At 68.5% G+C, this 13,771-nt stretch carries 16 protein-coding genes; 15 read left to right on the top strand and 1 reads right to left on the bottom strand.

The window, feature by feature from the left end; translation table 11 throughout:
• Positions 1 to 44 precede the first annotated feature (44 nt).
• Together AC0KUR_RS27475 and AC0KUR_RS27470 are read left to right on the top strand one after the other, a co-directional pair.
• On the top strand, positions 45 to 530 hold the full coding sequence (locus AC0KUR_RS27475) for a MarR family winged helix-turn-helix transcriptional regulator (protein WP_473376659.1): 486 nt from the start codon (positions 45 to 47) through the stop codon (positions 528 to 530).
• A 177-nt stretch (positions 531 to 707) separates the two neighbouring features.
• Entirely contained in the window at positions 708 to 2,270 is a 1,563-nt protein-coding gene (locus AC0KUR_RS27470; protein WP_473376658.1) for a DHA2 family efflux MFS transporter permease subunit, read from the top strand.
• Between the two features lie 144 nt (positions 2,271 to 2,414).
• Here AC0KUR_RS27470 and AC0KUR_RS27465 read toward each other — a convergent pair whose 3' ends face one another.
• Positions 2,415 to 3,341 (bottom strand): LysR family transcriptional regulator, encoded by a 927-nt coding sequence (locus tag AC0KUR_RS27465; protein WP_034188209.1) that lies wholly within the window; start codon positions 3,339 to 3,341, stop codon positions 2,415 to 2,417.
• 141 nt (positions 3,342 to 3,482) lie between these two features.
• Here AC0KUR_RS27465 and AC0KUR_RS27460 point away from each other — a divergent pair, with 141 nt between their 5' ends.
• The 13 genes from AC0KUR_RS27460 (at position 3,483) to AC0KUR_RS27400 (ending at position 13,771) form a co-directional block, all read left to right on the top strand.
• Positions 3,483 to 3,959 (top strand): CidA/LrgA family protein, encoded by a 477-nt coding sequence (locus AC0KUR_RS27460; RefSeq protein ID WP_034188259.1) that lies wholly within the window; start codon positions 3,483 to 3,485, stop codon positions 3,957 to 3,959.
• A 13-nt stretch (positions 3,960 to 3,972) separates the two neighbouring features.
• The gene (locus tag AC0KUR_RS27455) at positions 3,973 to 4,695 is read left to right on the top strand and encodes an LrgB family protein (protein ID WP_034188210.1); all 723 of its coding nucleotides are present in this window, start codon (positions 3,973 to 3,975) and stop codon (positions 4,693 to 4,695) included.
• Positions 4,696 to 4,846: 151 nt separating this feature from the next.
• On the top strand, positions 4,847 to 5,383 hold the full coding sequence (fliL, locus tag AC0KUR_RS27450) for a flagellar basal body-associated protein FliL (RefSeq protein WP_049033962.1): 537 nt from the start codon (positions 4,847 to 4,849) through the stop codon (positions 5,381 to 5,383).
• A 22-nt stretch (positions 5,384 to 5,405) separates the two neighbouring features.
• On the top strand, positions 5,406 to 6,404 hold the full coding sequence (gene fliM, locus AC0KUR_RS27445) for a flagellar motor switch protein FliM (RefSeq protein ID WP_034188212.1): 999 nt from the start codon (positions 5,406 to 5,408) through the stop codon (positions 6,402 to 6,404).
• Positions 6,397 to 6,888, top strand: a complete 492-nt coding sequence (gene fliN, locus AC0KUR_RS27440; protein ID WP_034188213.1) for a flagellar motor switch protein FliN — start codon at positions 6,397 to 6,399, stop codon at positions 6,886 to 6,888. The genes fliM and fliN overlap by 8 nt, the downstream gene beginning before the upstream one ends.
• On the top strand, positions 6,885 to 7,457 hold the full coding sequence (gene fliO / locus AC0KUR_RS27435) for a flagellar biosynthetic protein FliO (protein ID WP_124608636.1): 573 nt from the start codon (positions 6,885 to 6,887) through the stop codon (positions 7,455 to 7,457). The genes fliN and fliO overlap by 4 nt, the downstream gene beginning before the upstream one ends.
• 36 nt (positions 7,458 to 7,493) lie before the next feature.
• Complete coding sequence (gene fliP / locus AC0KUR_RS27430; RefSeq protein WP_034188215.1) at positions 7,494 to 8,255, top strand: flagellar type III secretion system pore protein FliP; 762 nt, start codon at positions 7,494 to 7,496, stop codon at positions 8,253 to 8,255.
• A 19-nt stretch (positions 8,256 to 8,274) separates the two neighbouring features.
• A complete protein-coding gene (fliQ, locus tag AC0KUR_RS27425; protein ID WP_034188216.1) occupies positions 8,275 to 8,547 on the top strand; it encodes a flagellar biosynthesis protein FliQ in 273 nt (90 codons plus the stop codon).
• Between the two features lie 23 nt (positions 8,548 to 8,570).
• Entirely contained in the window at positions 8,571 to 9,353 is a 783-nt protein-coding gene (gene fliR / locus AC0KUR_RS27420; RefSeq protein ID WP_034188217.1) for a flagellar biosynthetic protein FliR, read from the top strand.
• Positions 9,354 to 9,495: 142 nt separating this feature from the next.
• Entirely contained in the window at positions 9,496 to 10,500 is a 1,005-nt protein-coding gene (locus AC0KUR_RS27415) for an ABC transporter substrate-binding protein (RefSeq protein WP_473376657.1), read from the top strand.
• A 112-nt stretch (positions 10,501 to 10,612) separates the two neighbouring features.
• Positions 10,613 to 11,410 (top strand): ABC transporter ATP-binding protein, encoded by a 798-nt coding sequence (locus AC0KUR_RS27410; RefSeq protein WP_011350460.1) that lies wholly within the window; start codon positions 10,613 to 10,615, stop codon positions 11,408 to 11,410.
• Between the two features lie 47 nt (positions 11,411 to 11,457).
• Positions 11,458 to 12,315, top strand: a complete 858-nt coding sequence (locus AC0KUR_RS27405) for an ABC transporter permease (RefSeq protein WP_124608637.1) — start codon at positions 11,458 to 11,460, stop codon at positions 12,313 to 12,315.
• An 88-nt stretch (positions 12,316 to 12,403) separates the two neighbouring features.
• Positions 12,404 to 13,771, top strand: a complete 1,368-nt coding sequence (locus tag AC0KUR_RS27400) for a sensor histidine kinase (RefSeq protein ID WP_473376701.1) — start codon at positions 12,404 to 12,406, stop codon at positions 13,769 to 13,771.

Here is a 13,771-nt window from a genome sequence, read left to right as displayed (position 1 = left end):
GCGCGTTTTAACCTGAAACGCACTATTGCTGCGCGCGCAATCGTATGACCGGCGGCCTCTACGATCCCGAGAACATCGCGCTGGAAACGAGCCTCGGCTATTACCTGTCGAAGGCGAAGCAGGCGCTCGTCGAGCGGATGGATCGCGCGCTCGAGCCGCTCGACCTCACCGCGCAGCAGATCGGCGTGATCCTGCTGCTGTCGCGCGGTTATGCGCGCACGCCGTTCGAGCTGTCGCGCAAGATGTCGTACGACAGCGGCTCGATGACGCGCATGCTCGACCGGCTCGAACGCAAGGGGCTGATCGCCCGCTCGCGCAGCGAGCACGATCGCCGGATGATCGAGCTGACGCTGACCGAGCGCGGCGCCGACGCGGCCCGCGCGCTGCCGTCGCTGGTCGCGACCGTGCTCAACGCGCAGCTCGACGGCTTCTCGGCCGACGAACTCGCGACGCTCACCGGCCTGCTGCAGCGCTTCATCGCCAACGGGCCCGGCTCGACCGGCTGCCCGAAACCCGACGAAGACGCCTGACGCGCGCGGAGGCCCCATGTCTAGGTTAAGCATTCGCTTATTTCTCTGTCTGGGCAGAAGATGACAGGACACGCGCTGCGCTTTTCCCCTTTTTCGTTCCACCCGGCCGGGTTGCGCTGCGTCGCACGCCCGTGCGTTGTGCCGGCGCGTCGTGCGCGCCGCCTCTAGGAGATTCCGATGTCCGCCACCACGGCATCCGCCGCCTCCCCCGCCGCCGAACCCGCGCCGCTGTCCGGCGGGACGCTCGCGCTGCTCACCATCGGGCTCGCGCTCGGCACCTTCATGGAAGTGCTCGACACGTCGATCGCGAACGTCGCGGTGCCGACCATCTCGGGCAGCCTCGGTGTCGCGACCAGCGAAGGCACGTGGGTGATCTCGTCGTATTCGGTCGCGTCCGCGATCGCGGTGCCGCTCACCGGCTGGCTCGCGCGGCGGGTCGGCGAGGTGCGGCTGTTCACGCTGTCGGTGCTCGCGTTCACGATCGCATCGGCGCTGTGCGGCTTCGCGACCAACTTCGAGACGCTGATCGCGTTCCGGCTGCTGCAGGGCCTCGTGTCGGGGCCGATGGTGCCGCTGTCGCAGACGATCCTGATGCGCAGCTACCCGCCCGCGAAGCGCGGGCTCGCGCTCGGGTTATGGGCGATGACGGTGATCGTCGCGCCGATCTTCGGCCCGTTGCTGGGCGGCTGGATCAGCGACAACTACACGTGGCCGTGGATCTTCTACATCAACCTGCCGATCGGCGTCTTCTCCGCGGCCTGCGCGTATTTCCTGCTGCGCGGCCGCGAGACGAAGACGTCGAAGCAGCGGATCGACGCGATCGGCCTCGCGCTGCTCGTGATCGGCGTGTCGTGCCTGCAGATGATGCTCGACCTCGGCAAGGACCGCGACTGGTTCAACTCGTCGTTCATCGTCGCGCTCGCGCTGATCGCGGTCGTGTCGCTCGCGTTCATGCTCGTGTGGGAGGCGACCGAGAAGGAGCCGGTGGTCGACCTGTCGCTCTTCAAGGACCGCAACTTCGCGCTCGGTGCGCTGATCATCTCGTTCGGCTTCATGGCGTTCTTCGGCTCGGTCGTGATCTTCCCGCTGTGGCTGCAGACCGTGATGGGCTACACGGCCGGCAAGGCCGGCCTCGCGACCGCGCCCGTCGGGCTGCTCGCGCTCGTGCTGTCGCCGCTGATCGGCCGCAACATGCACCGGCTCGACCTGCGGATGGTCGCGAGCTTCGCGTTCATCGTGTTCGCGGGCGTGTCGCTGTGGAACGCGACGTTCACGCTCGACGTGCCGTTCAACCACGTGATCCTGCCGCGGCTCGTGCAGGGGATCGGTGTCGCGTGCTTCTTCGTGCCGATGACGACGATCACGCTGTCGAGCATCTCCGACGAGCGGCTCGCGAGCGCGTCGGGGCTGTCGAACTTTCTGCGCACGCTGTCCGGCGCGATCGGCACCGCGGCCAGCTCGACGTTCTGGGAGAACGACGCGATCTACCATCATGCGCGGCTGTCGGAATCGGTGAGCGTCTACGCGCAGAACACGACCGACTACCAGGGCGCGCTCGCGCAGCTCGGCATCGTCGGGCAGACGGCCAACGCGCAGCTCAACCAGCTCGTCACGCAGCAGGGCTTCATGATGGCCACCAACGACTTCTTCCACCTGTCGGCGGTGATGTTCATCGCGCTGGCGGCGCTCGTGTGGATCACGAAACCGAGGAAGGGCGCGGGGCCGGCGATGGGGCACTGACGGCGGCATCGCGACCCGTTCGACCGGCTGCTGGTTGCCCAGGTGACGTCGGAAGGCATCACGCCACTCACGCACGACCCCACGGTGGCCCGGTATCCGGGTCCGATTCGACACGTCTGATCGCGCCGCACGCAGGGCCGGCCGTCACTCCCGCGCCCGCAGCCCGCCGAACGCCAGATCGTCGCCGGGCGCGATCGGCAGCGTCGCCCGCGCGACGTCGAGCCACGCACGCGCCGCGTGCGACAGGTAGCCCTTCTTCAGCCAGCCGAGCGCGATCGCCCACGTGATTTCCGGCTCGACGATCGGCCGGCACGTGAACTGGCCCACGTCGAGCCGCCGGCAATACGGCTCGGGCAGCAGCGCGATGCCGACGCCCGCATGCACGAGCGCGGCCATGAAATCCCAGTGGCCGCTGCGGCTCACGATCGACGGCGTGAAGCCCGCCTGCCGGCACGCATCGAGCACCGCGTCGTGCAGCGCGAGGCTCTCCGCATAGAACACGAACGACTCGCGCGCCAGGTCGGCGAGCGGCACGGCCGCGTGGTCCTCCCAGCGCGACTCGCGCGGCGCGACGAGCCACAGCGGCGCGCGCACCATCGGCAGCCGCTCGAACGTGCCGGGATCGACCGGTTCCAGCAACCCGCCGAGCTCCAGCTCGCCCGACGTGAGCGCGGCCTCGATCATCCGTGCGCCCTGTTCGAACAGCTTCAGCTCGATGTTCGGATAGCGCTGCTTGTATGCGGCGATGATCGGCGTGAACAGCGAGCCGCCGAGCGGCGGGATGCCGATCGTCAGCTCGCCGCGGCCGAGCGTGCCGAGATCGTTCAGCTCCGACTGCAGCTGCGCCTGCGCGGCGAGCACGTCCTGGCCGCGCTGGAACACGATCCGCCCCGCATCGGTCAGCACCATCTGGCGGCCGTCGCGCAGCAGCAGCGGCGAACCGATCTCGTCCTCGAGCGCCTTCACCATCTTGCTGATGGTCGGCTGCGTGACGAACAGCTTGTCGGCCGCCGCCGTGAAGCTCTGCTGGCGAACCACCTCGACGAAGTACCGCAGCGCGCGCAATTCCATCGATATCTCCCCAAATTGGTGCGGAAAGCCCAAACTGAATTCCGAATTGGAATGATAAGGATAGAGACAAGTCATTTTATTTATGGTTAGGGGAAACCCTATACTCACACCATCGACGCACTATTCCGTATGGAGCCCGCCATGACCAAGCCGACCGCCGCTGCCGCCGCCCGCCCTGCCGCTTCCGGCAGCCTTGCGCATACGGGCCGGATCGCGCTGCAGGCCGCCGCGCTCGGCGCGCTGTGGATGGCCGTCGACTGGGCCGTGCGCAAGGTCGGCCTGCCGATTCCGTCCGGCGTGATCGGCCTCGCGGTGCTCCTCGTGCTGCTGTTCTCGGGCCGCGTCGCGCCCGCGTGGGTGAAGGACGGCGCGAACTGGCTGCTGTCCGACATGCTGCTGTTCTTCGTGCCGGCCGCCGTCGCGGCCGTGCAGTACGGCGGGCTGTTCCGCGAGGACGGCTGGCGCATCGCGCTGGTGATGCTCGCCGGCACCGCGTTCGTGATGGTGGCGGTGGCCGTCGCGGTCGATCTCGCCGCGAAGCTCGAACGCCGGTTCGCCGCGCAGCGCGTGTTCGCCGAACGCCGCCGCGCACGCCTGAGCGCCGTGTCCGCGCACTGAGCCGGAGCCGACCATGCTCGCCGCGCTATCGAACCTGCCCGCCGACCGCGTGAACACCGCGATCTCCCTCGGCTGCTTCGTGCTGACGGTCGTGCTGTACTTCGTGTCGAAGCGGCTCTATGCGTACAAGAAGACGCTGCTGTTCTCGCCGCTCGTGTTCGTGCCGGGCGTGCTGGTGCTGCTGGTGCTGCTGACCGGCATCCCGTATTCGGTCTACTTCCGCGATACGCGCTGGCTGATGTGGCTGCTCGGCCCGGCGACGATCGCGTTCGCGGTGCCGATCTATGAATATCGCGACCTGATCCGCCGCCACTGGCTGTCGCTGTCGGTCGGCGTCGCGGTCGGGATCACCGCGGGCGTATGCGGGTCGCTGCTGCTCGCGAAGCTGCTGCACCTGTCGCCCGAGCTGCAGCGCTCGCTGATGACGCGCTCGGTGTCGACGCCGTTCGCGCTCGCCGTGTCGGACAAGATCCACGCGCCGAAGGACCTCACGGCCCTCTTCGTGATCGCGACCGGCCTCTGCGGGATGCTGCTCGGCGAGCTCGTGCTCGCACTCGTGCCGATGCGCACCCGGCTCGCGCGCGGCGCGCTGTTCGGCGCGGCCGCCCACGGCGTGGGCACCGCGAAGGCGCGCGAGATCGGCAGCGAGGAAGGCGTCGTGTCGAGCCTGACGATGATGATCGCGGGCGTCGCGATGGTGCTGATCGCGCCGCTGCTCACGCTGCTGCCGATCTGACACCCCCGCGCCGGCCGGCCGACGCCCGCCCGGCGCGCCGTCCCGCCGCGCTCCGCCGACCCCGCTGCCCAGCATCCGGCCGACAATCGGCTGAGATAGCCGCAAATCCCCCCTCTTTTCCGCCCATCGGGCTCGGCCCGGATGCCGAACAATGCATGCTACGAGACATCACGCACGCATTCACATGGCCTCCACGACTGCAAACCCGACCGCCGACAAGCCGGCTTCGTCCGGCAAGTTCAAGCGCATCGCGCTCATCGCCGTCATCGCGCTGGGCGCGGCTGCCGCCGCCGCCGGCGGCATGTACGTGTTCCTGAGCAAGGCAGGCGTCGGCCATGCGAGCGCGCCGGCCGAGCCGCCGCCGCTGGCCGCGCCGGTGTTCTTCCCGCTCGACCCGCTGACCGTGAACCTGCAGTCCGACGACGGCATGCAGCACTACCTGCGCGTCGGCCTGTCGCTGAAGCTCACCGATCCGAAGGCGCAGGAGCAACTGACCGCGCGGATGCCGGAGATCCGCAGCCGGATCCTGCTCGCGCTGTCGAACAAGCATCCCGAGGAACTCGCGACGCCGGACGGCAAACGCTCGCTCGCGAAGGAACTGCGGGACCTGATCGAGCAGCCGACGCAGCCGGGCAACCAGCGCGCGAAGGTCGACGACGTGCTGTTCACCGAATTCGTCGTCCAGTAACGCGGCCGCCAAAGGAGCGCGTATGGGTCACCAGGAGTTCATGTCCCAGGAGGAGGTCGATGCCCTCCTCAAGGGCGTCACGGGCGAAGCCGATTCGGTCGACGAGCAGCGCGACACATCGGGCGTCCGCCCCTACAACATCGCGACGCAGGAGCGGATCGTCCGCGGCCGGATGCCCGGCCTCGAGATCATCAACGACCGCTTCGCGCGCCTGCTGCGGATCGGCATCTTCAACTTCATGCGGCGCACGGCGGAAATCTCCGTCAGCCAGGTGAAGGTGCAGAAGTACAGCGAGTTCACCCGCAACCTGCCGATCCCGACGAACCTGAACCTGGTGCACGTGAAGCCGCTGCGCGGCACGTCGCTGTTCGTGTTCGACCCGAACCTCGTGTTCTTCGTCGTCGACAACCTGTTCGGCGGCGACGGGCGCTTCCACACGCGCGTCGAGGGCCGCGACTTCACGGCCACCGAGCAGCGGATCATCGGCAAGCTGCTGAACCTCGTGTTCGAGCACTACACGACCGCATGGAAGAGCGTGCGGCCGCTGCAGTTCGAATTCGTGCGCTCGGAAATGCACACGCAGTTCGCGAACGTCGCGACGCCGAACGAGATCGTGATCGTCACGCAGTTCTCGATCGAGTTCGGGCCGACGGGCGGCACGCTGCACATCTGCATGCCGTATTCGATGGTCGAGCCGATCCGCGACGTGCTCGCGTCGCCGATCCAGGGCGAGGCGCTCGAAGTCGACCGCCGCTGGGTGCGCGTGCTGTCGCAGCAGGTGCAGGCCGCCGAGGTCGAGCTGACCGCGAATCTCGCCGAGATCTCGTCGACCTTCGAGAAGATCCTGAACCTGCGCGCGGGCGACGTGCTGCCGCTGGAGATCGAGGACACGATCACCGCGAAGGTCGACGGCGTGCCGGTGATGGAATGCGGCTACGGAATTTTCAATGGTCAATACGCATTGCGCGTGCAGAAGATGATCAGCGCGGGCGATACGATGAAGGAAGGTGGATATGAGTGAGCTGAACCAGACGCCCGACGACGACATCCAGGCGATGGCCGACGCGGCCCTCGCGGCTTCGGCCGGCGACGCGCAGGCGGCCCCGGCCGCGGCGGAGGAAGATCCCGGCCTGGACGACTGGGCGGCCGCACTCGCCGAGCAGAACCAGCAGCCGGTGCAGGCGGGCGCGACGGGCGCCGGCGTGTTCCAGCCGCTGTCGAAGGCCGCCGCGAGCTCGACGCACAACGACATCGAGATGATCCTCGACATCCCGGTCAAGATGACCGTGGAGCTCGGCCGCACGAAGATCGCGATCCGCAACCTGCTGCAGCTCGCGCAGGGTTCCGTCGTCGAGCTCGACGGCCTCGCCGGCGAGCCGATGGACGTGCTCGTGAACGGCTGCCTGATCGCGCAGGGCGAGGTCGTGGTCGTCAACGACAAGTTCGGCATCCGCCTGACCGACATCATCACGCCGGCCGAACGCATCCGGAAGCTGAATCGATGACCGTCGTGAAGCCCGGCCGCCGCGTGCGCAACGCGATTGCAGCGGCGGCGCCTGCCGTCGCCGCATCGCTCGCGTGCACGCCGGCCGGGGCCGCCGACATGAACGCGGTGAACCATGCCGGCTCGATCGCATCGAGCGTGATGGTCGGCTCGGCCGCGCCGTCGCTCGGCATCGGCGCGGTGCTGCAGACGCTCGTCGGGCTCGCGGTCGTGATCGGCCTCGTGTTCGCATGCGCGTGGCTCGCGCGCCGCTTCGGCTTCCAGCCCGCGCGGCGCGGCGGCCCGCTGAAGGTCGTGTCGAGCGTCGCGGTCGGCGCGAAGGAAAACGCGACGATCGTCGAGATCGGCGACACCTGGCTCGTGCTCGGCGTCGCGCCGGGCAGCGTGCGCCTGCTGCATTCGCTGCCGGCCGGCTCGGCTTCGGCCACTGCAACGGCGCCGGCTTCGGCCGACGCGCCCGCCGGCGGCAACCCGTCCGACGGCGGCCTGCCCGGCACGTTCGGCTCGCGGTTCCGCGACGCGCTCGCGGGCGAAGCCGTGAAGCGCCTCGGTCGCGGCAAGGACCGCTGACATGGCGCCGCGCCCTCTTTCCGTCTCCGCATTCCGATGAAACACGCATTCCTGCGTCGCGCGGCGCGCGTCGCGCCCGTGCTGATCCTCTGCCTCGCCCCGGCGCTCGCCTGCGCGCAGGCGAACGGCCTGCCCGCGTTCAACGCGAGCCCGGGCCCGCACGGCGGCACCACCTATTCGCTGAGCGTGCAGACGATGCTGCTGCTCACGATGCTGTCGTTCCTGCCGGCGATGCTGCTGATGATGACGAGCTTCACGCGCATCATCATCGTGCTGTCGCTGCTGCGCCAGGCGCTCGGCACCGCGACGACGCCGCCGAACCAGGTGCTCGTCGGCCTCGCGATGTTCCTCACCTTCTTCGTGATGTCGCCGGTGCTCGACCGTGCGTACAACGACGGCTACAAGCCGTTCTCCGACGGCTCGATGCCGATGGAGCAGGCCGTGCAGCGCGGCGTCGCGCCGTTCAAGACCTTCATGCTGAAGCAGACCCGCGAGACCGATCTCGCGCTGTTCGCGAAGATCTCGAAGGCCGCGCCGATGCAGGGCCCCGAGGACGTGCCGCTGTCGCTGCTGGTGCCCGCGTTCGTCACGAGCGAACTGAAGACCGGCTTCCAGATCGGCTTCACGGTCTTCATCCCGTTCCTGATCATCGACATGGTCGTCGCGAGCGTGCTGATGTCGATGGGGATGATGATGGTGTCGCCGTCCACCGTGTCGCTGCCGTTCAAGCTGATGCTGTTCGTGCTGGTCGACGGCTGGCAGCTGCTGATCGGCTCGCTCGCGCAGAGCTTCACGTAAGCGGCGGAGGATTCGCGCGATGACGCCCGAACAAGTGATGACCCTCGCGCACCAGGCGATGATGATCGGCCTGCTGCTCGCGGCCCCGCTGCTGCTGGTCGCGCTCGTGGTCGGCCTCGTCGTGAGCCTGTTCCAGGCCGCGACGCAGATCAACGAATCGACGCTGTCGTTCATCCCGAAGCTGCTCGCGGTCGCCGCGACGCTCGTGATCGCCGGCCCGTGGATGCTGACGACGATGCTCGACTACCTGCGCCAGACGCTGCTGCACGTCGCGACGCTCGGCGCCGGCTGAGCCGCGCGCACCGCCCGGCGGCCATGTTCTCGGTTACCTACGCGCAGCTCAACGGCTGGCTCACCGCCTTCCTGTGGCCGTTCGTGCGGATGCTCGCGCTCGTCGCGACGGCGCCCGTCGTCGGCCACGCGTCGGTGCCCGTGCGCGTGAAGATCGGCATTGCCGCGTTCATGGCGCTGGTCGTCGCGCCGACGCTCGGCGCGATGCCGGACGTCACCGTGTTCTCCGCGCAGGGCATCTGGATCGTCGTCACGCAGTTCCTGATCGGCATCGCGATGGGCTTCACGATGCAGCTCGTGTTCGCGGCCGTCGAGGCGGCCGGCGACTTCATCGGGCTGTCGATGGGGCTCGGTTTCGCGACTTTCTTCGATCCGCATTCGAACGGGGCGACACCGGTGCTGGGCCGCTTCCTGAACGCGATCGCGATGCTCGCGTTCCTCGCGGTGGACGGCCACCTGCAGGTGTTCGCGGCGCTCGCCGCATCGTTCCAGTCGCTGCCGGTGTCGGCCGACCTGCTGCACGCGCCCGGCTGGCGCACGCTCGCCGCGTTCGGCGCGACCGTGTTCGAGATGGGGCTGCTGCTCGCGCTGCCGGTCGTCACCGCGCTGCTGATCGCGAACCTCGCGCTCGGCATCCTGAACCGCGCGGCGCCGCAGATCGGCGTATTCCAGGTCGGCTTCCCCGTCACGATGCTCGTCGGGCTGTTGCTCGTGCAACTGATGATCCCGAACCTCGTGCCGTTCGTGTCGCACCTGTTCGACATGGGGCTCGATGCGATGGGGCGGACGCTGACCGGCTGGCGCTAGCCGCATCCGGCTCCCGTTGCTGGAAAACCCCTAAAGGAATCGCCGGCCCGCGAAAGGTAGCGGAAGGTTTCGCGTCCCTATACTCGTCGTGACGATGCAGCACGCATCGCGCCAGACGAATACAACGAACGGAGACGACCCGATGCGACCCATCCTGCGCACCCTCGCCGTGGCAGCCAGCCTGAGCTGCGCGCTTGCCGCTCACCCCGCTTTCGCCGACGACGGCGGCAAGATCACGATCATGGTCGGCGGGATCGCGAAGCTGATCTACCTGCCCGCGCGGCTCACGCAGGAGCTCGGCTACTTCAAGGCCGAAGGGCTCGATGTCGAGCTGCTGTCGCAGCCGGCCGGCGTCGACGCCGAGAACGAGCTGCTGGCGGGCGCCGTACAGGGCGTCGTCGGCTTCTACGACCACACGATCGACCTGCAGAGCAAGGGCAAGGACGTGAAGGCGATCGCCGTGTTCGGCCAGGTGCCGGGCGAAGTCGAGATGGTGTCGACCAAGGCCGCGCCGACGTTCAAGTCGATGGCCGACGCGAAGGGCAAGACGCTCGGCGTGACGGGCCTCGGCTCGTCGACGAGCTTCCTCACGCAATACCTTGCACTGCAGCACGGCGTGCCGTCGACGCAGTACACGATGCTGCCGGTCGGCGCCGACGCGAGCTTCATCGCCGCGATCAAGCAGGGCCGCATCGATGCCGGCATGACGACCGAGCCGACGGTGTCCGCGCTCGAGAAGATGGGCGACGCGAAGGTGCTGGTCGACCTGCGCACGCTGGAAGGCACGCGCGCCGCGCTCGGCGGCACCTACCCGGCCGCGAGCCTGTACGTGCAGTCCGCGTGGGCCGATGCGCACAAGGCGGAAGCGACCAAGCTCGCGCACGCGTTCGCGAAGACGATGCAGTTCATCCACACGCACAGCGCCGAGGACATCGCCGCGAAGATGCCGGCCGACTACCAGAAGGACAAGGTGCTGTACGTGTCCGCGCTGAAGGCGTCGCTGCCGATGTATACGGCCGACGGCAGGATGCCGGCCGACGGCCCGGCGACCGTGCTGAAGGTGCTGTCCGCGTTCAACCCGTCGGTGAAGGGCAAGCACATCGACCTCGCGCGCACTTTCACGAACGATTTCGTGAACGCGAAGTAACGCGCGGCGCCGGCGGCGGCGATCCCGCCGCCGTGCGCTCCCCGTTCCGGTCCGGCTGGCCGGCCCGGCGTCGCCACGCTGCGACGCCCTCTTCACCCGCAGGACGAATGCGATGAACCAGGCAGTCTCCCCGAGCACACCGGCGATCGAGTTTCGCAACGTGTCGTGCCGCTTCATTTCGCCGGAAGGCAAGGCCACCGTCGCGCTGCGCGACTTCAGCATGAGCGTCGCGCGCGGCGAGTTCATCGCGATCGTCGGGCCGACCGGCTGCGGCAAGTCCACGACGCTGAACCTGATCACCGGGCTGCTCAAGCCCGTGTCGGGCGAAGTGCGCGTGATGGGCCGTCCGGTCGACGGGATCGACCCGCGCATCGGCTTCGTGTTCCAGGCCGACGCGGTGTTCCCGTGGCGCAACGTGATCGACAACGTCGCGGCGGGCCCGCTGTTTCGCGGCCGCTCGAAGGACGTCGCGTATGCGCAGGCCGAGGAATGGATCCGCAAGGTCGGACTCGACAAGTTCACGAAGCACTACCCGCACCAGTTGTCCGGCGGGATGAGGAAGCGCGTCGCGCTCGCGCAGACCTTCATCAACCAGCCGGAAATCCTGCTGATGGACGAGCCGTTCTCCGCGCTCGACATGCAGACGCGCACGCTGATGCAGGACGAGCTGCTGCAGCTCTGGTCCGCGAACAAGGGCTCGGTCGTGTTCGTCACGCACGATCTCGAAGAGGCGATCGCGCTCGCCGACCGCGTGTTCGTGCTGACCGCGCGCCCCGCGACGCTCAAGCGCGTGTACGAGATCGACCTGCCGCGCCCGCGCGTCACGTCGGAGATCCGCTACGACACGCGCTTCATCGAAATTTCCAAGGACATCTGGCACGACCTGCGCGAAGAAGTGCAGATCGGCTGACGCATACGCCGCACGGCAAGGACAGCAAGGACAGCAAGGACAGGAGCATGACCGACATGACGCTTCCCCCCACCGCCATTCCGGCGACGACGCTCGAGGACGACGAGCGCGCCGCGCAACGCCGGCTGCGACGCCGGCGCAACCTGATCGTCACGCTGCGGATCGCCGTGCTGGTCGTCGTGCTGGGCGGGTGGGAACTCGCCGCGCGGCTCAAGTGGATCGATCCGTTCTTCTTCTCGATGCCGTCGCTGATCTTCGAGCAGATCCGCGACTGGTTCGTGAACGGCACGTCGCAGGGCCCGCTGCTCACGCAGGTATGGGTCACGCTCGAGGAAACCGGGATCGGCTTCGTGATCGGCTCGGTCGCCGGCGTGATCTGCGGGATCGTGCTCGGCCGCAACAAGCTGATGGCTGACGTGTTCGGCCTGTACATCCAGATCGCGAACTCGATCCCGCGCGTCGTGCTCGGCTCGATCTTCGTGATCGCGCTCGGCCTCGGGATGGCGTCGAAGATCGCGCTGGCCGTCGTGATGGTGTTCTTCGTCGTGTTCGGCAACGCGTTCCAGGGCGTGCGCGAAGCCGACCGCTACCTGATCGCGAATGCGCAGATCCTCGGTGCGTCGCGCCGGCAGATCACCACGGCCGTCGTGATCCCGTCCGCGCTGAGCTGGATTCTCGCGAGCCTGCACGTGAGTTTCGGCTTCGCGCTGGTCGGCGCGGTGGTCGGCGAATTCCTGGGTTCCAAGCAGGGCATCGGGCTGCTAATCTCCACCGCCCAGGGCGCGTTCAACGCGAGCGGCGTGTTCGCGGCGATGATCGTGCTGGCCGTGGTCGCGCTGGCCGCCGACTACCTGCTGACCTGGCTCGAGAAGCGGCTGTTGAAGTGGCGGCCCGCGGCGTTCTGAACGCCGCCGGTGCACGCCTGACATGACACTTCCGACCGCGCCGGCGACCCCGGCGCGGTTCGGCATTGCGGAGAAGGAGCACAACGGGATGGCGCACAGCCTGCGCGGGCGGCTGCTGTGGTGGCTGCTGCTGCCGCTCGCGGTGTTCGTGCTGATCGCGGGCGCGATGTCGTACGACACCGCGCGGACCACGGCCGGGCTCGTGCAGGACAGCGCGCTCGTCGCATCGGCGCGCACGATCGGCGAGGACGTCGAATGGCGCAACGGACGGCCGATGGCCGACGTGCCGCCGGCCGCGCTGGAGATCTTCGAGTCGCCGTCGGGCGATTCGGTGTTCTACAAGGTGATCGACGGCCACGAGCGCCTGCTCGCCGGCAATCCGGCGCTCGAGCTGCCCGCGCGGCACGGCGTCGAGCCGACGCTGTACGACACGTCGCTCGACGGCGTGCCGCTGCGCGCGGTGGCCTACGATCGCCAGCTGTACGACGAGGGACAGGTCGAGACGGTCACGGTGGTCGTCGCGAAGACGACGCGCTCGCACGGCGCGATGGTCGCGACGATCTGGCGGCCGCAGCTCGTGCGGCTGTCGCTGATGCTGGTGCTCGCGGTGGTGCTCGTGACTCTCGGCCTCACGTTCGAGCTGCGTCCGCTGATGAAGCTGAAGGACGACGTGGCCGACCGCGGGCCGATGGAGCTGGAGCCGATCCGCCCCGAGCGGTTGCAGCACGAACTGCGGCCGATCGTCGACGCGATCAACCAGTGCATCGCGCGGCTCAACATGCACACCGCCACGCAGCGCCGCTTCATCGCGGATGCGGCGCACCAGCTGCGCACGCCGATCGCGGTGCTCGATACGCAGATCCAGTATGCGCAGCAGCGCGGGCACGACGATCCTGAGCTGGCGGCGGTGCTCGACAGCATGCAGCGCAGCAGCCGCAAGATGGCCGACGTGACCGACAAGCTGCTGCTGCTCGCGCATGCGGAAGCGACGCCGTCGACGCTCCTGACCCATCGCGTCGATCTCGCGGCCGTGGTGTCGAGCGTGCTGGAGGAGACGATCGTGCTTGCGCAGCGGCGCGACATCGACCTCGGGGCCGATCTCGGCGAGCGGCTCGACGTCGCCGGCAGCGACAGCCTGCTGACCGCGCTGGTGACGAACCTCGTCGACAACGCGGTGCGCTACACGCAGCCGGGCGGCTGCGTGACCGTCTGCGCGCGGCGCGACGGCGACGCGGTCGTGCTCGACGTGGTCGACAACGGCCCCGGCATCCCGGCCGAAGCGCGGCCGCACGTGTTCAAGCGGTTCTACCGCGTGTCGGCCGACACCGAGGGCTCGGGCCTCGGCCTCGCGATCGTGCGCGAGATCGCGCAGGCGCACGGCGGCAGCGCGTCGCTTGCGCCGGGGCCCGGCAATCGCGGTATCGTCGTGACCGTACGGCTGCCCGCCTACGATTGA

This window comes from Burkholderia sp. YHN3-13 (assembly GCF_055810675.1).
This window is presented reverse-complemented; position numbering and strand designations above follow the sequence as displayed.